This window comes from Coriobacteriia bacterium, from assembly GCA_031292615.1.
Lineage (GTDB): Bacteria > Actinomycetota > Coriobacteriia > Anaerosomatales > JAAXUF01 > JARLGT01.
In genome coordinates this window covers 1-19,024 of record JARLGT010000057.1, presented here as the reverse complement: position 1 = coordinate 19,024, position 19,024 = coordinate 1, and the positions used below count along the sequence as shown (strand labels likewise).

At 64.3% G+C, this 19,024-nt stretch carries 17 protein-coding genes and 1 tRNA gene; all 18 read right to left on the bottom strand.

Going from position 1 to position 19,024, the window contains the following annotated elements; all coding sequences use genetic code 11:
• Window positions 1-5 precede the first annotated feature (5 nt).
• Complete coding sequence (locus P4L93_05230) at window positions 6-1,661, bottom strand: PASTA domain-containing protein (protein ID MDR3686338.1); 1,656 nt, start codon at window positions 1,659-1,661, stop codon at window positions 6-8.
• A 113-nt stretch (window positions 1,662-1,774) separates the two neighbouring features.
• Window positions 1,775-1,860 (bottom strand) — tRNA-Leu (locus tag P4L93_05225).
• A 136-nt stretch (window positions 1,861-1,996) separates the two neighbouring features.
• A complete protein-coding gene (locus tag P4L93_05220) occupies window positions 1,997-3,031 on the bottom strand; it encodes a dipeptide ABC transporter ATP-binding protein (GenBank protein MDR3686337.1) in 1,035 nt (344 codons plus the stop codon).
• Window positions 3,028-4,074, bottom strand: a complete 1,047-nt coding sequence (locus P4L93_05215) for an ABC transporter ATP-binding protein (GenBank protein MDR3686336.1) — start codon at window positions 4,072-4,074, stop codon at window positions 3,028-3,030. The genes P4L93_05220 and P4L93_05215 overlap by 4 nt, the downstream gene beginning before the upstream one ends.
• A 2-nt stretch (window positions 4,075-4,076) precedes the next feature.
• A complete protein-coding gene (locus P4L93_05210) occupies window positions 4,077-5,060 on the bottom strand; it encodes an ABC transporter permease (GenBank protein MDR3686335.1) in 984 nt (327 codons plus the stop codon).
• Between the two features lie 6 nt (window positions 5,061-5,066).
• Window positions 5,067-6,047: an ABC transporter permease gene (locus P4L93_05205; protein ID MDR3686334.1), complete on the bottom strand. Its 981-nt coding sequence runs from the start codon at window positions 6,045-6,047 to the stop codon at window positions 5,067-5,069.
• A gap of 106 nt (window positions 6,048-6,153) precedes the next feature.
• Complete coding sequence (locus tag P4L93_05200; protein MDR3686333.1) at window positions 6,154-7,851, bottom strand: peptide ABC transporter substrate-binding protein; 1,698 nt, start codon at window positions 7,849-7,851, stop codon at window positions 6,154-6,156.
• A gap of 264 nt (window positions 7,852-8,115) precedes the next feature.
• Entirely contained in the window at window positions 8,116-8,358 is a 243-nt protein-coding gene (secG, locus tag P4L93_05195; protein ID MDR3686332.1) for a preprotein translocase subunit SecG, read from the bottom strand.
• Between the two features lie 68 nt (window positions 8,359-8,426).
• Window positions 8,427-9,947, bottom strand: a complete 1,521-nt coding sequence (gene gpmI, locus P4L93_05190; protein ID MDR3686331.1) for a 2,3-bisphosphoglycerate-independent phosphoglycerate mutase — start codon at window positions 9,945-9,947, stop codon at window positions 8,427-8,429.
• The gene (tpiA, locus tag P4L93_05185) at window positions 9,947-10,732 is read right to left on the bottom strand and encodes a triose-phosphate isomerase (GenBank protein MDR3686330.1); all 786 of its coding nucleotides are present in this window, start codon (window positions 10,730-10,732) and stop codon (window positions 9,947-9,949) included. Before tpiA ends, gpmI begins: the two co-directional genes overlap by 1 nt.
• A gap of 98 nt (window positions 10,733-10,830) precedes the next feature.
• A complete protein-coding gene (locus P4L93_05180; GenBank protein ID MDR3686329.1) occupies window positions 10,831-12,018 on the bottom strand; it encodes a phosphoglycerate kinase in 1,188 nt (395 codons plus the stop codon).
• Between the two features lie 75 nt (window positions 12,019-12,093).
• On the bottom strand, window positions 12,094-13,134 hold the full coding sequence (gene gap / locus P4L93_05175) for a type I glyceraldehyde-3-phosphate dehydrogenase (GenBank protein MDR3686328.1): 1,041 nt from the start codon (window positions 13,132-13,134) through the stop codon (window positions 12,094-12,096).
• An 84-nt stretch (window positions 13,135-13,218) separates the two neighbouring features.
• On the bottom strand, window positions 13,219-14,166 hold the full coding sequence (gene whiA, locus P4L93_05170; GenBank protein ID MDR3686327.1) for a DNA-binding protein WhiA: 948 nt from the start codon (window positions 14,164-14,166) through the stop codon (window positions 13,219-13,221).
• Between the two features lies 1 nt (window position 14,167).
• Complete coding sequence (locus P4L93_05165) at window positions 14,168-15,130, bottom strand: YvcK family protein (GenBank protein MDR3686326.1); 963 nt, start codon at window positions 15,128-15,130, stop codon at window positions 14,168-14,170.
• Window positions 15,127-16,059 (bottom strand): RNase adapter RapZ, encoded by a 933-nt coding sequence (gene rapZ, locus P4L93_05160; protein ID MDR3686325.1) that lies wholly within the window; start codon window positions 16,057-16,059, stop codon window positions 15,127-15,129. The genes P4L93_05165 and rapZ overlap by 4 nt, the downstream gene beginning before the upstream one ends.
• 70 nt (window positions 16,060-16,129) lie before the next feature.
• A complete protein-coding gene (locus P4L93_05155) occupies window positions 16,130-16,507 on the bottom strand; it encodes a hypothetical protein (protein ID MDR3686324.1) in 378 nt (125 codons plus the stop codon).
• Between the two features lie 110 nt (window positions 16,508-16,617).
• Window positions 16,618-17,649, bottom strand: coding sequence for a polysaccharide deacetylase family protein (locus P4L93_05150; GenBank protein MDR3686323.1), 1,032 nt, complete (start codon window positions 17,647-17,649; stop codon window positions 16,618-16,620).
• The coding region (gene uvrC / locus P4L93_05145) for an excinuclease ABC subunit UvrC (GenBank protein MDR3686322.1) at window positions 17,649-19,024 on the bottom strand (1,376 nt) is incomplete at its 5' end. The genes uvrC and P4L93_05150, both read right to left, overlap by 1 nt.

The window sequence follows — 19,024 nt, the reverse complement described above, 5'->3', positions numbered from 1 at the left end:
TTGTGTCAGTTGTAGATGTTGATCGTGACCTGGCTGCCCGCCTGCACCGACTCGCCGGACTCGGGGCTCTGGGAGTGAACGGTCCCCTTGGGCCGGCCGGCCGCCGCGGCCGTTCCACTGGCGTCCTTGCTCACGAGCGGCACCAGACCAAGCTCGGTCAGCGTGTTCTGCGCAGCGCTCGTGGTCGCTCCGGTCAGATCCGGAACCACGACAGGCGCGCGTCCTTGCGAGACCGATATCGTGATGGTGCTGCCTGCCGGAACGGTGCTCCCGGCCGCCGGCCCCTGCGAGACAACGGTGCCAACGGGCTGACTCGAGTACGCCTGCCCAACATCGGTCTTGAGCCCCGCGTTTGTGAGCTTGGAAGTGGCGTTGGACTGCGAGATGCCGCGGACGTCAGGCACCGTCACGGTCTTCTGTCCCGCCGAGACCACCAGATCGACCGGCGTGCCTTGTGTGACCTGCGCGCCTGGGGCCTGACTCGATGAGATGACGGTATCAGCCGGGAACGTGTCGCTGTTCTGCCGCGTGATCGCTCCAACCGTCAGGCCAGCGCTTGCAATAGCGCTGGAAGCGTCTGTGAGGCTCACTCCGCTCACGGAAGGCATGGCGACCGTCGGCAGCCCAGTACTGATCACCACGGCGATCTGGCTGCCTTTTCGCACGGCCGACCCGGATGCCGGGTTCTCAGAGATGATGGTGGCCGTGGGAACCGCCGAAGAAGCGGCCTGACCCGAGACCACCAACTTGAACCCGGCGTTGGACAGCAGCGACTCTGCTTCCGACTGCGACTTGCCCGTGATGTCCGGCACGACCGCCTTTTGCTGCGACGAGAAGTACCACGTCGCACCGGCCGCGATCAGGACTGCCAGCACTGCGAGCGTCCACCAAAGCCAAGCGCGGCTCTTGGGTCGGGCCAGGGCGTCGAGATCGGCCTGAAGCTCGGCCGCTGTCCGATAGCGCTGAGCGGGATCCGGCGAGATCGCCTTCATCACGATTCGGTCGAGCTCGTGGGGAGCGTCTGGAGCCGCATGTCTAACGGGCGTCGGCCACGGCTGATTCTGTGGGTGTCCTTCGGGCGCTGGTCCGAACGGCGAGGAGCCGGTGAGCATCTCGTAGAGCACGCCGCCCAGCGCAAACGTGTCCGCGTCGGGTGAGGCCGCGATCTCGCAACCGCCTCTGCAGTGAAGCCCGAAGCCGATCGCCGCTGCATTGCCATCGGCCGAAACGACGATCCGTTCGGCCGACAGGTGGCCGTGTGCGATCTCCGCGTGGTGCGCGTACGCCAGAGCCGAGGAGATCTGGCGTCCGACTCCGAGTACCACCTGCCACGCGAAGCGACCTTGCGCGTCGAGCGCCTGCCTCACCGTGTGGCCTGAGAGGAGATCCATGACGATGAAGTTCACGTCGCCGTCGTGGCCCCAGTCAAAGACCTCGACGATCCCAGGATGTTTCAGTCCTGCCTCAGCCTGTGCCTCGGCACGGAACGCCTCGATAAACGCCGGATCGCCTCCGGCTGGCGTGATAAGGATCTTGATTGCTACCTTGCGCTGCAGTTCGTCGTCTGTGGCGGCCCAGACCTGAGCCCTGCCGCCCGCATCGAGACGGCTCTCCAAGCTGTAGCGACCCGCGATTCGAGTGCCTGTCCCAAGCTCGGTCATCGCAAACCCCTATCGTCGGCTAAACACGTCGCTACTACGTACCCACGCCAGCCCCCTTCGGGGCAAACAAAAGCGACCCTCCCCTCCCCGGGAAGAGCCGCTCGTGAAGTCTTTGGTGTCCGAGGGGGGATTTGAACCCCCACGAGGTTGCCCTCACTAGGCCCTCAACCTAGCGCGTCTGCCGTTCCGCCACTCGGACGTGAGTGCACGCCGTTTCAGGCGCGAGCGGTAGTTTAGCAAAGGCCATACGCCGAGGCTAGAGCAAGCGTCCGCGAGCTTGAAGGCGTTTCGCTCGCGGTCGGCAGGCACCTCGTCGTGCGGTCGAGTCGGCCAGCTTACCCGGCCGCTGCCTCCACGTCGGCCTTGGGAGCCCCGATCGGAATCGGGAACGGCTTGGCGAAGTGGCACGAGGCGAAGTGATCGGGCCCCACCTCACGCAGCTCCGGCACCTTCTCCGAGCAGATAGGGAACTGCGCGATCGGGCAACGGGTGTGGAAGTTGCAGCCGCTCGGCGGGTCGATCGGGCTCGGTGGGTCGCCCTGCAGCAGGATGCGCTCGCGCGTGCGTTGCAGCTTGGGATCGGGCACCGGCACGGCTGAGAGAAGCGACTGCGTGTACGGGTGGAAAGGTTCTTTGTACAGCATGTTCCAGTCGGCGATCTCGACGATCTTGCCCAGATACATGACGGCTATCTCGTCTGAGATGTGCTGGACGACCGAGAGGTCGTGCGCGATGAAAAGGTACGTCAGGTCGAACTCGTCCTGGAGCTGGTCGAGCAGGTTGAGCACTTGCGCCTGAATCGAGACGTCGAGGGCCGAGACCGGCTCGTCAGCGACGATGAGCTTGGGCTTGAGCGCCAGGGCGCGGGCGATGCCGATCCGCTGCCTTTGCCCACCTGAGAACTCGTGCGGGTAGCGGTTGATGTGCTCGGGGTTCAGGCCCGTGATCTCGAGGAGATCCTTGGCCTGCTTGATCTGCTCACGCGCCGAGCCGATGCGGTGGATCTTGAGCGGCTCGGTGACGATCTCACCAATCGTCATGCGCGGGTTCAGGCTCGCGTACGGATCCTGGAAGATGATCTGCACGTTGCGACGGAAGTCTTTGAGGCTCTTGCCCTTGAGCTGCAACACGTCGATGCCGTCGAACGAGACCGAACCGCTCGTGGGCTCGATCAGCCGCATGATAGCGCGGCCGGCAGTCGACTTGCCCGAGCCGGACTCGCCCACCAGCCCCAGCGTCTCGCCTCGGCGGACCTTGAACGTCACGCCATCAACCGCGCGCACCTTTTTGCCCAGCCGAGAAGCCAGCACGCCCTGTTGCACCGGGAAGTGCTTCACCAAGTCCTGCACGTCGAGGAGGATCTCGCTCACGAGGCCACCTCCTCATCCGCTGGGACAGCCATCTCACACGTCTCGGCGTCGCCGCGGGTGAAGCCGGCATCGCCGGCAAAGTGGCAGGCCGCGCCGTGGCCGTCATCGATGATGCGGTACTCGGGAACGTCGGTGGTGCAGATGGGCTTGGCGAACGGGCAGCGAGGGTGGAACGCACAGCCGCTCGGCACGTTGATGAGGCTGGGCGGCTGACCCTTGATCGGGCAAAGCGTCGACTTCTCGTCGACCGCATACTCGGGCAACGAGTCCATCAGGCCCCACGTGTACGGGTGTAGCGGGCGGTAGAACAGCTGGTCCACGTTGCCATACTCCACCGGACGTCCGGCGTACATGACCAAGACGTTGTCGGCCATGTCCGCGACCACCCCGAGGTCGTGCGTGATCAGAATGATCGCCGCACCCGTGCGGCCCTGCAGCTCCTCCATCAGCTCGAGGATCTGCGCTTGGATCGTTACGTCGAGGGCGGTTGTGGGCTCATCGGCGATCAGGATGTCTGGGTCGTTGGCGAGCGCCATCGCGATCATGACGCGCTGGCGCATGCCGCCTGAGAACTGGTGCGGGTAGTCGTTGACGCGACTGGCCGGATGCGGGATTCCCACAAGCTCCAGCAGTTCGACCGCGCGCGCCCAGGCGTCGCGCTTCTTCATGTGCTTGTGCAGGATGAGCGGCTCTGCGATCTGGCGCCCGACGCGGTACACGGGGTTAAGCGATGTCATCGGGTCCTGAAACACCATCGCGATGCGGTTGCCCCGAATCTTGCGAATCTCAGGATCGCTCATCTGTAGCAGCGACTCGCCGCGAAACAGCACGTCGCCACCTTCTATGCGGCCCGGAGGCATCGGGATCAGCCGCATAATCGTCAGCGCCGTGACTGACTTGCCCGAACCGGACTCGCCAACAACCCCGAGCGTCTCACCGTCGTTCAGCTCATAGGACACGCCGTCGACCGCCTTGACCACACCGTCGCGCGTGTGGAAGTGCATCTTGAGGTTGTCCACAACCAGAAGCTTCTCATCGGCCATGGCTACTCGCTCACTTTCACGTCGAGCGCATCGCGCAGGCCATCGCCCAGAAGTACGAACGCGAGCACGGTAAGGATGATCGCCAGACCCGGCCAGATGAACAGGCCTGGATGCGTAACGATGTAGCTTTGCGCGTCGTTGAGCATCAGGCCCCACGAAGGCGTCGGTGCCTGGACGCCGATGCCGAGGAACGAGAGCGCGGCCTCGGTCAGGATGACCCCGCCCACCGACATCGTCGCGTAAACGATGATTGGCGCCAGCGCGTTCGGGAGGATGTGGCGCATCATGATGCGCATGTCGCTCGCGCCCATCGCCTTGGCCGCTTCGATGTAGTCGTTGCGTTTCACCGAAAGGATTGACGACCGGAACACGCGCGCGATCGTTGTCCATCCGAGCACGCCGATCGCGACAAGCACCGGTCCAAGTCCCATCCCCATGATCGAGATGAGCAAGATCGCCAGCAGGATGTAGGGGAACGCGAGGAACACGTCAGTGATACGCATGACGATGCTATCGGTCAGTCCACCGTAGTAGCCGGAGATCGCGCCGAGGATGATGCCGAGAACCACCGAGATTCCCGTGGCGACGAAGCCCACAAGCAGCGACACCCGAGCGCCATAGACAACGCGGCCGAACACGTCGAGGCCGAAGTTGTCGGTGCCCATCGGGTGGGCAAGCGACGGCGGCAGGAACTGGTTCTTCATCACGAGAGTCGAGTTCGCGTACATCGGGTCTCCGAAAAGCGGCTTGACCCATAGCGGGGCCGTGACCGCCATCAGGGTCACGATGACGAGATAGACAAGCGCAACGACCGCAAGCTTGTTTCGGAGCAACCGGTGCCACGCGTCGCCCCACAGTGTGCGGCTGCGCTCATTGGACTGCTCCGCGACCTGCCCCAACGGCATGCCGCCGGTCTCAAGATGGTGCCGAACCGCCGTGTTGTCGTCCTCGGCCGGCTCGATGAATGTGTTGTCGTCGATTGGCATTCTCGGCTACCTCCCTTCCGATCCGCCATACCGGATCCTCGGATCGAGGAAGGCGTAGCTAATGTCGACGATAAGGTTGATGACCATGTAGACCATCGTGACGATGATGGTAGTGCCGATGACTACGGGCCAGTCACGCTGTTCGATAGACAGGTAGATCTGGTAGCCGATGCCAGGCCAATTGAAGACTGTCTCGGTCAAGATCGCGCCGGCCATCATCGCCCCTAGGTCCAAGGCGATGAACGTAACGACGGGGATGAGCGCGTTCTTCATCGCATGACGCCAGAGCACCGATCCCTCGCTCAAGCCCTTTGCACGAGCCGTTCGGATGTAGTCGGTTCCGCGCACCTCGAGGAGCTGGCTGCGCTGGATGCGGGCTGCGTAGGCGGTGGACACCGAAGCAAGTGTGATCGCCGGCATGATCAGGTACGCCATGGGTGGGAAGGGCGCCCCCGGCGACCATGCGCCCGAGATCGGCAGGTAGAACTGGCCATTCGTCCAGTTCTTGAGCCAGATCCCGAAGAAGAGTTGCATCATCATACCGAGCCAGAACACGGGAAGCGACACCAGGAGCGAGGTCGACAGTGTCACTGTGACGTCCCAAAACGAGTACTGCTTCACCGCCGAGATGACCCCTGCACCAATCCCTACGATGATCTCGATGATGATCGCTGCGAATGCGAGTTGCAGGGTGTAGGGGTACTTCTCGAGGAAGATGTCCTTGACCGACCTGCCCGTCGCTATCGACGTTCCGAAGTTCCCCTGCGCGATGTCTTTGAGGTAGAGAATGAACTGCTGCCAGACCGGCAGGTCGAGATGGTAGGCGTGACGCATCTGGGCGAGGATCTGCGGATCTTGGACCCGCTGCCCTGAGAGCATCGCCACCGGGTCGCCGGGGATGACGCGAGTCAGGATGAACAGGAACAGTGTCACGCCGAGAAACACCGGCACAAACTGCAACAACCTCTTGCCTATGTACTGGAACACTACGTGACCTCGCTAAATAGTGGGCGTCGGTTTCGCGAATGGTGGCGAGGCCCGAAGAGGCACCTCGCCACCATCGTCATGCGATCCGACCTGATTCCTGATAGCGCTACTTCCCGCCGCCGGTCAGCCAGGCGATGTCGAAGTGCGCCAAGCCCATGTTGTCGTAGAACAGGTTGTTGACCCGGTTCGCGCCGACACGGTTGTGGGCGTAGTAGACGATCGGCGCCACAGGGGCATCGTCGCCGACCATCTTCTGGATCTGCTGATACAGTGCGATTCGAGCGGCCTCATCCGTGGTCGAGCGCGCCTTCAGGATCATCGCGTCAACCTGCGGGTTCGAGTAGTGCGAGTGGTTGTTGTCGGCGGTGGAGTTGAAGATCGGATTCGTGAAGTTGTCTATGATCGGGTAGTCGGCGATCCAACCGTCACGCGCGACCTGGAACTTCGTGGTCGTCAGGTAGGGCCAGTACTGCGCGCCCTGGAGCGTGTAGGTCTTCGTATTGACACCGATCGCCTTCAGATCGGACTGGACGAGCGCCATAACCTGCGCGTGACCCGCCCCGGAGTTATACGCCAGCTCGAGCGTCGGAAGGCCCTTGCCACCGGGGTACCCAGCGTCGACAAGCGCCTGCTTGGCTGCGGCGATGTCGTAGTGCGAGAACTGGAACTGGTTGTCTTCGTAGCCGGGAATCCCAGGAGGCACGTAGCTGCCCGCGGCCTTGCGCGTACCCTCGAACACCGCCTGGTTGATCGCGTCGCGGTTGATCGCAAGCGAGATGGCCTTGCGGACATTGAGGTTGTCGAGCGGCGCCTTCTTCATGTCGAACGACAGGTAGTAGATGGCCGCTTCGGGGCCAAGCAGCACGCCATGGCCGGGATCGACGGTGTAGCCGTCGGCGGCAACGCCATACTTCTGCTTCGCGGCTGCGACCTGCCCCGACGGGATCTGGGTGAAGTCGAGACTACCGGCCTCGAACTCACGGTACGCGGTGTCAAGATCGGCGAAGATCTTGAAGTCGACGCCGTCAAGGTGAGCCTTCGTGCCGTAGTAGTCGTCGTTGCGCACGACCTTGATGTACTGGTTGTGCACCCATGGCGCCGACATCTTGAACGGCCCGTTGCCAACCGGCATCTGGTCGAACGGAACGGTCTTGCCGTTGTAGGGGACGCCGTTCTCAACGAGCTTCTGTGGCACTGGCGCAAGCGCCGGGTGCGAGCAGACGTAGGGCCAGTCTGCGAACGGATACTGGAGGGTGACCTGCAGCGTCGTGTCGTCGATGGCCTTCACGCCCGACATTGGCGTGCCTTTGGAATTGGCCTCGTCGTAGCCGACAACCGGCGAGAGGTGATACGAGATTTGCGACGGGTTCGTTGCATCCTTCGACGCGCTCTCGGCAATCCGGTTCCACGCGTAAACGAAATCTGCCGCCGTGACGGGCTCACCGTCGGCGAACTTCGCGCCCGGATGGAGCTTGAACGTCCATACGGTCGCCGACGCGTCTGACGACCAGCTGTCCGCTGCCGCAGGAATGACCTTGCCGGTCGTGGGGTTGACAGCCGTGAGGCTGTCGAAGAGGGACTGGGTGACCTGCACGCCCTCAGACTCCTGGGCGTTGAACGGGTCGATGGCCTCCGGCTCACCGATGTAGAACGAGAGCATTCCACCCTTGACCGGACCCGACGCGGTCGAGCTCGTGCCGCCCGAAGTCGACGTCGAGGGCGCGCAGCCAGCGACGCCAGCCAAGGCCACGACCATGATGACCGACAGCATTACGGCGGCGGTCTTCTTGAGATACCGATGCACCTCTGTGCCTCCCTTCCCTGAGGAACAAGCTTCTTGACCTAGCTCTGCCACCCGGAGAAACACGCGGGGCAACAGCCCACCTCAACACGGGTACGCCGCAAGAGCGTCACGGCATGACGTGCCGATATGAGTGTCGCGCAGCAGCAACCGACTGGCAAGTACAACCACTGGATACATCCATACCGAAAATGAATAGCGCCACGCCCAAGCGGGTTTTCACCCTGCATGAGACGCGGCGTCGACAGACCAGCGTGTGGTCAGAGACTACTTGGGATACACGACCATGAGCAGAACCAGGCTCACGCCGAACGCTACGGCAAAGCCGATTGTGATGCGGTCGAGGTTCTTCTCGATAACGCTCGTGCCGGTCGACGTGGGCGACATCGAACCGCTCAGCATGTCTGAAAGTCCACTGCCCTTGCCCGAGTGCAGAAGCACGAAGATGATCAGGCCGATCGAAGAGATCGCCCAAACGATGAGACCGATTACCAGCAGAAACGTCTTCACGAAGAACTCCTTGGCGATGTATGGATCGTTTTTGCGCGCCGCACCGCACGCGGGGCAGACGCGGTGAATCAGTATAGCAGCAGCGAGCGTCCCGTCCACTCAGTCGGCTTTTCGACGCCGATCAGGTCGAGCAACGTCGGTGCCACATCCGCGAGTTTGCCTCCCGCGTCGAGATCACGCACGCCATCTGCGACCACGATGAACGGCACTGGGTCCAGCGTATGCGCGGTGAACGGCGTATGGCCGTCCGGGTCTACCATTGCCTCGGCGTTCCCGTGGTCGGCCGTAATGAGCGCCACCCCACCACGCGCGCGAATCGCCGAGACAACCGCGCCCACGCCAGCGTCCACAGCCTCGACCGCCTTGACCGTCGCGTCGAACATGCCGGTATGGCCCACCATGTCGCAGTTCGCGAAGTTCACGATGTAGACGTCGGCATCACCGCGATCGATTGCCGCGCACAGCTCGCGGGTCACCTCGGGCTCGCTCATCTCAGGTTGCAGGTCGTACGTTGAGACCTTAGGACTTGCGACCAGAACCCGCGTCTCGCCTCGCTTCGGCGTCTCAGCGCCGCCGTTGAAGAAGAACGTCACGTGCGCGTACTTCTCGGTCTCCGCAATGTGGAGTTGCCGCAGACCGTGATCGGCGAGCGCATCGGCCAGGACATGCGTGGGGAACTCTTTGGCGAATGCGACCGGAGCCGGAATGGTCGGGTCGTACTCGGTGAGGCATACGAATCGCACATGCGGAAAGACGGGGCGTTCGAAGGCCTCAAACGTGGGGTCGACGAAGGCGCGCGTGATCTCGCGTGCGCGGTCCGGACGGAAGTTGAAGAAGACGAGCGCGTCGCCGTCCTCCACGCGGACCGGCGCGCACACCGCGGGAACGACGAACTCGTCGGTCAGTCCCGCGTCGTAACTGGCCTGTACGGCCTCGCTCGCCGAGCCTTGCGCCATGCCCTCGCCGAGAACCATCGCGCGCCATGCCTTCTCGACACGGTCCCAGCGATTGTCGCGGTCCATCGCGTAGTAGCGGCCCATCACCGTCGCGATCTGCCCGACGCGCTGCTCGGCGAGGAACGCCTCCGCGTCGCGGACGAACTGCAAGCCACTACTTGGCGGGACGTCGCGGCCGTCGAGGAAGGCGTGGACGTAGATGCGCTCGGCACCACGCGCGTGAGCCATGCGGACGAGCGCGTAGAGATGGTCTCGGCTGCTGTGAACGCCACCGTCGGACAGCAGGCCCATGAAGTGGACAGCCCTGCCGTCGGCAACGGCGCCGTCGATGGCTGCGGAGAGCACTGGGTTCTTGACGAGCGAACCGTCCTCGACCGCAAGGTTGATGCGGGTGAGCTCCTGGTAGACGACGCGACCAGCGCCGATGTTGAGGTGCCCGACCTCCGAGTTGCCCATCTGGCCGACGGGCAGGCCAACAGCCAGACCCGACGCCTCGAGAGTGGTGCTGGGCCATTTGGCGAAGAGCGCGTCGAGATTGGGCGTGTTGGCCGCTTCGATGGCGTTGCCAGGGACGGCCGCGGCCTCGCCGAAACCGTCCATGATGACGAGCAGAGCGGGCAGGTTCTTGGGCACTAGGCGAAGTCTCCCGCCGTCTTGACCATGCGATAGAACGAGTCGGCGACAAGTGCCGCCCCACCGACGAGCGCGCCGTCGATATCTGGCTCCGGCATGAACAGCATGATGTTCTCGGGCTTGGCCGAGCCGCCGTAGAGCACGCGCACGCTCTGCGCTGCATCAGGGCCAAAGCAGGCGCCCACAGTCGCTCGGATCGAGCGACAGACGTCGTTGGCGGCTTCCGGGGTGGGCGTGCGACCGGTGCCGATGGCCCAGATAGGCTCGTAGGCGATGACGAGCGCGGCGGCCTGCTCGGCGGTGATGCCATCAAGGCCGGTGCGAATCTGGTTGCGGACGAACGTGTCGGTCTCGCCTGCGTCGCGGGTCTCGAGCGTCTCGCCGCAGCAGACGATGGGTGTGATACCGGCCGTCAGCAGCGCCTTGACCTTGCGATTCACGGTCTCGTTGGTCTCCCCGAAGTACTCGCGGCGCTCCGAGTGACCGACCACGCAGTAGTCGCAACCCACATCGACCAGCATGGGCGCCGAAACCTCACCGGTGAAAGCGCCCTCGGTCTCCCAGTAGACGTTCTGGGCGGCCAACTTCAGCGACGACTTGTCGAACTCGATGACGGTTGCTACCGGCTTCAGGTCGACAAACGGCGGGCACACGACAGCCTCGACAAGCTGGGACAGTCCCTTGTCCTCGCCGAGCAGGTCGTCGATCTGCTGCGCGAGCACAGCGGCCTCGCCCGGCGTCTTGTACATCTTCCAGTTGCCCGCAATCATCGGCTTGCGACCCATGAGCTACTCCTTCTGTGTTGTGTGCCGAGAGTTGAGCAGCGAGCGAAGCTCGGCTGCTCAAACCCGCGGACGCGCCGGCGGCTTCGTCCGCCGGAGCGTTACTTGTCGAGCAGGGCTTCGAGGCCCGGTAGCTTTGCCCCCTCGAGCAGCTTCATGCTCGCACCACCGCCGGTGGAAACGAACGTGACGCGCTCCTCGAGATCGAACTTCTTCAGCGCGGCGACCGAATCGCCACCTCCCACGACAGAGACCGCGCGGTTGTTGCGCGCGACCGCAAGAGCGACCTCTTTGGTGCCGGTCTCGAACGGTGTCATCTCGAAGACGCCCATCGGGCCGTTCCAGAAGATGGTCCGGGCATCGGAGATCGCACCCTTGAACAGCTCGGTTGAGGCGGGTCCGATGTCGAGGCCCATCATGTCGGCCGGAATCTCCTCGCGGCCCGCGATGCGGGTCTCGGCGTCCTCGGCGAACGTGTCGGCGAGAACGAAGTCGACGGGCAGCAGGATGTCGACGCCCTTCGCCTCGGCTTTGATGAGCATCGCCTTGGCGGGCTCGACCCAGTCGGGCTCGACGATCGACTTGCCGATGCCGAGGCCCTTGGCGACCAGGAACGTGAAGGCCATGCCGCCGCCGATGATCAGCGCATCGACCACGTCGATCAGCTTGTCGATGACGCCGAACTTGTCCGAGACCTTACTCCCTCCGAGGATCGCGACGAACGGGCGCTCGGGGTTGGTGAGCATCCCAGTCAGTGTCTCGATCTCCCGGGCGAGCAGCAGCCCAGCGTACGCCGGCAGGAACTCTGCGACGCCGGCGGTAGAGGCATGAGCGCGATGTGCGGCGCCGAACGCGTCATTGACGTAGATGTCTGCGAGCGCGGCGAGCGCCTTGGCGAACGCCGGGTCGTTGGACTTCTCGCCCGGGGCAAAGCGAACGTTCTCGAGCATGAGAATCTCGCCGTCAACCATGCGCGTGACGGCTTCCTGGGCATCGGCGCCCACGATGTCGTCGACGAAAATGACGTTGCGCCCGATCAGGCGCTGCAGCACGCGGCGCACGGGACGCAGCGAGTACTGCGGGTCCGGTTCTCCCTTAGGACGCCCGAGGTGCGAGCACAGGATGACCTTGGCCCCGTGGTCGATCAGGTACCGGATGGTCGGCAAGGCCGCACGCACGCGTGTGTCGTCGGTGACGGCTCCATCGGCGATCGGCACGTTGAAGTCGACGCGCACCAGCACGCGCTTGCCTTTGACGTCGACATCCTTGACGGTCTTCTTGGAAAACATCGGCCCTCCGACCCTACGCGTCGGCGGGGCCCCGGAGTGTCCAGGGCCCCGCCACGGTGACTGACTGCTGCGTGCCTACGCCATCATCTTCTTGGCCAGGTCCTTAACGCGGTTGCTGTAGCCCCACTCGTTATCGTACCAGGACACGCACTTCACGAACGTGCCCGAGCCCCCGCCCATGACCATCGTCATGAGTGAGTCGTAGACCGAAGATGCCGGGTTGCCCACGACGTCGATGGAGACGATGGGGTCCTCGCAGTACTCGAGGTAGCCCTTCATCGGACCGTCGGCGGCCGCCTTCATCGCGGCGTTGATCTCTTCCTTCGTCGCGGGAGTCTCAAGCTCTGCGACGAGGTCGACGACCGAGCCGTCTGGAGTCGGAACGCGCATCGACATGCCGTCGAGCTTGCCCTTGCAGTCCGGAAGCACGAGGCCGATAGCCTTGGCGGCACCGGTCGACGTCGGGATGATCGACATCGCAGCGGCGCGTGCGCGTCGCAGGTCCTTATGCGGGAAGTCCAGGATGACCTGATCGTTGGTGTAGCTGTGGATCGTGTTCATGAAGCCCTGCTTGAGACCGAACGAGTCACGAAGCACCTTGGCGAACGGCGCGAGGCAGTTGGTCGTACACGAGGCGTTGGAGACGATGAAGTGCTTCTCCGGATCGTACTGGTCGTCGTTGACGCCCATGACGATTGTGATGTCCTCGTTAGACGCCGGTGCCGAGATGATGACGCGCTTGGCGCCAGCATCAATGTGCGCCTTAGCCTTCAGCGCGTCGGTGAAGAAGCCGGTCGACTCCACCACCAGGTCCACGCCGAGCTCTCCCCAGGGAAGATCGGCGGGATTGCGCTCCGAGAAGACCTTGACGACGCGCGTAATGCCCATCGTCTGACCGCCATGCTCAATCGCATGGACCTTGAATCCGTTCTCAACGACCTCGACCTTGTGGCCGAACTTCTTGTGGATCGAGTCGTACTTGAGCAGATGCGCGAGGGTCTTGGGGTCAGTCAGGTCGTTGACTGCAACGACCTCGAGCTCCGGGTCGTTCTCCATGACGCGAAACACGTTGCGACCGATACGCCCAAACCCATTGATGCCGACTTTGATAGTCAAACTCATCCCTCCTCGGACTGGCGATCGCGCCATTGCGATCGCGTGTGACGGATGCGCGCACACAGGACGCGCGTGAAGACCAAACTACTCATCGGACGAGGTTACGCCAGCCTCCTCGGCCGCCAGTTCTTCGATGCGGCGGACCCTATGATACACAGCGGACTTGGTCAGCGGCGGGTCCGCAAGCTCGCCCAACTCACGCAGCGATACATCGGGATTTGCCAGCCTCAACTCAGCGAGTTCGCGCAGCGCGGGCGGCAGGTTCTCGAGCCCTGGAACCAGCGCCAACGCCTCGATCGCCTCGATCTGCGTGAGCGCCGCCTCTGCGGTTTTCTGTTGGTTTGCTATCTCCGCATTCACCAGTCTATTAACGTCGTTGCGCATCGACTTGATGATTCGGACGTCTTCCGTGCGCAGAAGTGCGCGATGTGCGCCCACGAGTGCGAGGAACGTCACGATTGGCTCGGCGCCCTTGAGGTAGACGGCGAAGGTGCCACGACGCTTGGCCACGCGCGCCGGAATCTCGAAGCGGCCCATGAGCGCGACGAGGTCGTCGGCGAGCTGCTCGGTCTCGGCCGTCAATTCGAAGTGGAAGTCGCCGTGCGGGTCGGCAACGAATCCCCCGCCGAGAAACGCGCCGCGCAGATAGCTGATCGCGCAGCAGTCCTTCTTGACCAGTTTGGCATCGATTCCGAGCGAGAAGCCGTTCTCCCCGAGAATCCCGAGTTCGGAGAGTGCTCCGGCGAGCTTGGTCTGGCTGGGTACCGTGATGAGGTAGTTGTTGGTCTTGTGCAGCACGCTCCGACGCACGGTGAGCTCGGTCTTCAGGCCGTAGACGCCGTGCAGCAGCTTGATGACCGCTCGGGCGACCGGCGCGGTCTCGGTCGCAACCTCGAGGCGGTAGCGGTTGGGGCCGGTGATATGCAGCGTGCCCTCGATGCGCACGAGGGCAGCAAGCTCGGCCTTGAGGCAGCACGCCCTCTTCGGCTCGATGCGGGAAAGCTCGTCTTTCACCTCGGCGGTAAAAGACATCCTAGGAGACCACTCCCTCAAGAGCGCGACACAGTGCCACGCGCGAATGGCGGACAGGATCGTTTTCGTCGGCGAGATCGGCTGCAATCACGCGCGGCCCCAATGTTTCGATGCGCGCCCGGACTGCCTCGTCCGCTACGACCGACTCGACCGCGCCATCATCGCACACGCTGGGACCGTGCAGGCATGGGTCGTGGACAAGAACCAGGTCAACGGCACCCATGAGTCCGTGTTCGGCGAGTGCGGCAACGTGATCGGCGGCGTCCAAGCCGTGTGTCTCGCCTCGCATGTTGGCGACGTTGCACACGTAGACCCGCTTCGCCGAGGAGTCACGTACAACCTGAGCGAGCCCTGCGACGAGGAAGTTCGGGATGAGACTGGTGTAGAGCGACCCCGGGCCGATCACGATCACGTCGGCCTCGCGGATGGCGTCGAGCGCGGGCTCGTAGGCCGCAGGCGAGGCCGGATCGAGGCGCACGCGTGCGAGCGGGTGCGGACTGACGGCCAGCGTTGCTTGGCCGCTGTGCGCCTCGCCAGTGCGGTCGATGCCGTGAAGCGAGACGTCGGCGAGCGTGGACGGTAGCACAGCTCCTCGCACGTGGAGGTAGTTCGAGGCGTGCGCGATGGCCTCGGGAAATGAGCCCGTGATGTCGGCAACTGCCGCGAGTATCAAGTTGCCCAAAGCGTGGCCCACGTGGCCGTCTCCGCCGTCAGGGAACCGGTACTGGAACACCTGAGCCGCGAGTCCGTGCTCATCGTCGGACATCGCCACGAGGCAGTTACGAATGTCGCCAGGCGGCAGCATGCCCAGCTGACGCCGCAGCAGGCCCGAGGAGCCACCATCGTCAGCCATGGTGACGACAGCGGACGTGTCGAACCCGAGGTCGAGAAGGCAGTGGATGACTGCTGGAAGACCCGTTCCCCCGCCGATCGCCACCGCTTTGCGGCCGGCGCCGACGCTCACCGTACCTCCCGATCGCGACCGATGTCGCGGTGGCTGACCGCAACGCGGTAGCCACGAGCGCGCAGGTGCGTGGCGGTTGCCTCGGCGAGCGCGACCGAGCGGTGCATGCCGCCCGTGCAGCCAAGCGCAATCGCGAGGTGGTGCTTGCCCTCGAGCACGTAGCCCGGCACGACGTCGTCGAGCAACGGCAGCCAGCGGTCGAGAAACGTCATCGTCTCGGGCTTGGAGAGCACGAACTCGCGAACCGGGGCATCGAGCCCGGTGAAGGGGCGCAGTAGCGGGTCGTAATGCGGGTTGGGCAGAAAGCGCACGTCCATGATGATGTCGGCGTCGACGGGCACACCGTACTTGAAGCCGAACGAGTAGACCGTCACCGAAAGCGTCGAGCTGAGATTGTCGGCGAGGAAGCGGTCGCGGATCTCGGCGCGTAGGTCGGCCGGTCGCAAGTCGCTCGTGTCGATAACGATGTCGGCGCGCGTGCGGATGTCGTCGAGCGCGCGGCGCTCGGACTGGATGCCGGTGATGACCGACTCGCCGTCGTCGCACATGGGGTGGCGCCGACGCGTCTCCTTGAACCGGCGCAGCAGGGTGGCATCGTCGGCCTCGAGAAAGAGTACGCGCTCGTCGATGCCGCGCGCCTCTAGCGCCGAGATCTCACCGGCGAGCTGGTCGAAGAACTTGTGCCCGCGCACGTCACAGACGATCGCGAGGCGACGGGCGGTACTGCCGGGCAGCTCGGCGAGGTCGACGAGCTGCGGGATGAAGCTGGGAGGCAGGTTGTCGATGCAGAAGTAGCCGAGATCCTCGAACGTGTGGATCGCCTCGCTGCGTCCGGCGCCCGACATCCCCGTGATCACGACGAGCTCGGCGCGGTCGTCCGGGGCTTCGGGCTCTTCAGGCAGGTCGTCGATAGGACAGGAGTCGGTCATCTGGCTCCTTCGGCGGCGGAGTTGAGGGCGGCGAGCACCAGTATACCGCCCGTACGTCGGAGCGGAGGCGCTATCGCCAGTTCTCGAAACTGTCTGTCAGCCGGGCTCGAGTCTCGCCGATGAACTGACGCTGACGCTCCCCGCGATGGCGGACCGGCTTGGGGGACTTGGCGGCGCGCGGAGCTGGTCGGGGCTGCTCGGCGGCGACGCTCGGCAGAACCTCTTCCCCCGCCTCCTCGTGCGGCAACCACTCGGGCTCGGGCACCGCAGGCTCGCCGATGAGGACGCGAACTACTTCAGCGCGACGGGCGAGATAGCTGGGTGCCATGACGTCGTGGGAGGCTCGGCGCACCTCGCCACGCTCGACAGCGCGAGCCAATTGATCGAGTGGGAAGTCGATCTGGCCGAGCTCCTTGCGCGCCTGCGCACGACCGAGTGCATCCCCCACTGCGACTTCCGTCCCCCCGGCGGTCGCTTCACCGTGCGCAATGCGCACGGCCACAGAGGGATTGTTCCGCACATCAACCGGCCGTGCGGAGCGTTGTAGTCGGCCAGCCGCTAGTTGGGGATTCTCTGCGTGATGACGCCGGTCGAGTGCTGGGCTAGCTCCGAGAGGGTGACCATCTTCAAGCCGCGCTGGTTCAGCGTCGCGGCGATACGAGGCAACGCGGCCATGCTCTCGGGATGCGTGACGTGCATGAGCACGACATCTCCCGATTTGATGTTGCTCGTGACCTCGTTGTAGAGATAGTCCGGCGTCTTGGTTCCGCCGTGTGAGTCGTTGCTGTCGATCGTCCAGTTGATGACGAGGTGGTTGGTTGCGACGGCGGCCTTGATGCCGGTCGCATCGATCATGCCACCCATCGGGCGAAGCCACACCGTGGGAATCCCGCCCCCGTCGGCCTTGATGATGGCGTCGGGGCCGTTGATCTCGGCGAGATCCGTGGCGTAGCTGCGGTGCCACATCGAGGAGATGCCGTCCGGCAGCGTGTGGTGTTGCGTGTGGTTGCCCAGCTCGAAGCCCGCTTTGTAGATGATCGACGGCTGCCACTTCGCCCAGCTCTTCTCGAGCTTTCTGCCCGTATCGAAGAACGTCGCCTGCCCGCCGTACTTGCTCAGCGTATCGATGACGTACTGCGTTTCGCCGTTGGGGCCGTCGTCGAAGGTGAGCGCCACGGCTTTGTAGCCAGGCTTGGGCGTGAAGCCGTCGATGTACTTGCCGAGGAACGGCTTGATCCACGCGGGGTCGGCATCGCGCCAAGCGACCCCTGACAACGAACTCCCGCTGGACGTCCCGCTTGTCACTACCGAGGCGCCACCCTTGCCGGTGACTGCGGTCGCGCGGGCCGAGGCGGCCGGCGCTGCGCTCGAGGCGGGCGCCTGCTGCAGCGCAACATCACCCGTTGGCTTCGTGATCGCTCTCATGCCGAAGTACGCGCCCACCGCCACGACAGCCACCAAGGCGACAACCGCGCCCACGATGATCGGAGTGCGATAGCCGCGCCCTCGGGTCCTTCGGTACGGCGTGGCCACCTGGCGACGCGGTGGCGTCTGCTCGCTCCTGCGGCCCCCTGGTGTGTACGGATCCACTACTCTCCCCCGTCGGTCTCGGCCACGCCGAGCGAATCGCCCGCATGCTCCACAGCTGCAGTTTCCCCTGTAGCCGCTACGTTATCAGCCGCGAGTGTCTCGGCAAGCAACTCAGCAAGCTGCCGAGGGACGCCAGGGACGGCGGCGATCTCGTCGACAGAGGCGGCGCGCAGCCTTCTTACGGAGCCGAAAGCCTTGAGCAGCGCCTTCTTGCGCTTAGGGCCGACGCCCTCTACCTCGTCGAGCACGCTGGCGGTCATAGCCTTGCCGCGCAGGTCGCGATGGTAGGTGATCGCGAAACGGTGCGCCTCATCGCGAACGCGCTTGACGAGGTAGAGCGACGGCGCTCCGGCGGGCAGCACCACGGGAAGCGTCTGCCACTCGACGAACAGCTCCTCTTCGCGCTTGGCGAGCCCGGCCAGCGGGATGTCCGTGATACCCAGCTCGGCAAGTACCGCCTTGGCCGCCGAGAGCTGCGGCTTGCCGCCGTCGACGATCACGAGGTCGGGTCTCTTACCGAAGCGACCGTCGGCCATGCGTTCGGGCGCGAAACGGCGGCGGAGCACCTCGCCCATCATCGCGACGTCGTTGGCCTCACCGGTGTCTATGCGCACCTTGAACCGGCGGTAGTTCTTGTTGTCGGCTCGGCCGTTCGTGAAAACCACCATGGAGCCCACCGACTGCTTGCCGTGCAGCGTCGAGATGTCGTAGCACTCGATTCGCAGCGGCGGCGCCGGCAGCGCGAGCGCGCTCTCCAGCTGCAGCAGCGCCGAGTTGAGTCGCTCCTCGTCGTAGCGGGTGCGCACCTTGAAGCGCATCAACGTGTGGCGCGCGTTGTCCTCGGCAAGACTGAGCAGATCCTTGCGCTCGGCGCGCTGCGGGACGGTGAGCTTCACGCGCGCTGCATGCTCGGGGCGCAGTGAGGAGAGCCACTCCTCGACGGTGTCGGCGTCCTCCGGTAGCTCGGGCACGACGATCTCGCGCGGGATCTGCGGCGTGTCGGCGTAGTAGCGCAACAGGAAGCCGTCGACCAGTTCGGTCAGCGGTACGTCGAGGCCTTTGTCGAGCACGAACTCGTTGCCGTACAGGACGCGGCCTTCGCGCACGGCGAATAGATGGACACCTGCGACGGTCTCCTCGCGGAAGAAGCCGACTACGTCAAACTCGAGCGGCCGTGCCGAGACCACCTTCTGCTTGCCTCGGATCGCATGTACCGCCTCGAGCCGGTTGCGGTAGCGCGCAGCCGACTCGAAGTCGAGATCGAGCGAGGCCTCCTGCATGCGGCGATCGAGCTCGACCTCCAGATCGTCGTGCTTGCCCGAGAGGAAGTGGACGATTCGCGCTACGTTTTCGGCGTACGACTCCCGGGAGCAGG

Bases quoted from the DNA above. Each gene is read 5' to 3' on its own strand.
- P4L93_05230 (MDR3686338.1), bottom strand. From the start codon at position 1,661: ATGACCGAGCTTGGGACAGGCACTCGAATCGCGGGTCGCTACAGCTTG.
- P4L93_05215 (MDR3686336.1), bottom strand. From the start codon at position 4,074: ATGGCCGATGAGAAGCTTCTGGTTGTGGACAACCTCAAGATGCACTTC.
- P4L93_05210 (MDR3686335.1), bottom strand. From the start codon at position 5,060: ATGCCAATCGACGACAACACATTCATCGAGCCGGCCGAGGACGACAAC.
- tpiA (MDR3686330.1), bottom strand. From the start codon at position 10,732: ATGGGTCGCAAGCCGATGATTGCGGGCAACTGGAAGATGTACAAGACG.
- P4L93_05180 (MDR3686329.1), bottom strand. From the start codon at position 12,018: ATGTTTTCCAAGAAGACCGTCAAGGATGTCGACGTCAAAGGCAAGCGC.
- whiA (MDR3686327.1), bottom strand. From the start codon at position 14,166: ATGTCTTTTACCGCCGAGGTGAAAGACGAGCTTTCCCGCATCGAGCCG.
- rapZ (MDR3686325.1), bottom strand. From the start codon at position 16,059: ATGACCGACTCCTGTCCTATCGACGACCTGCCTGAAGAGCCCGAAGCC.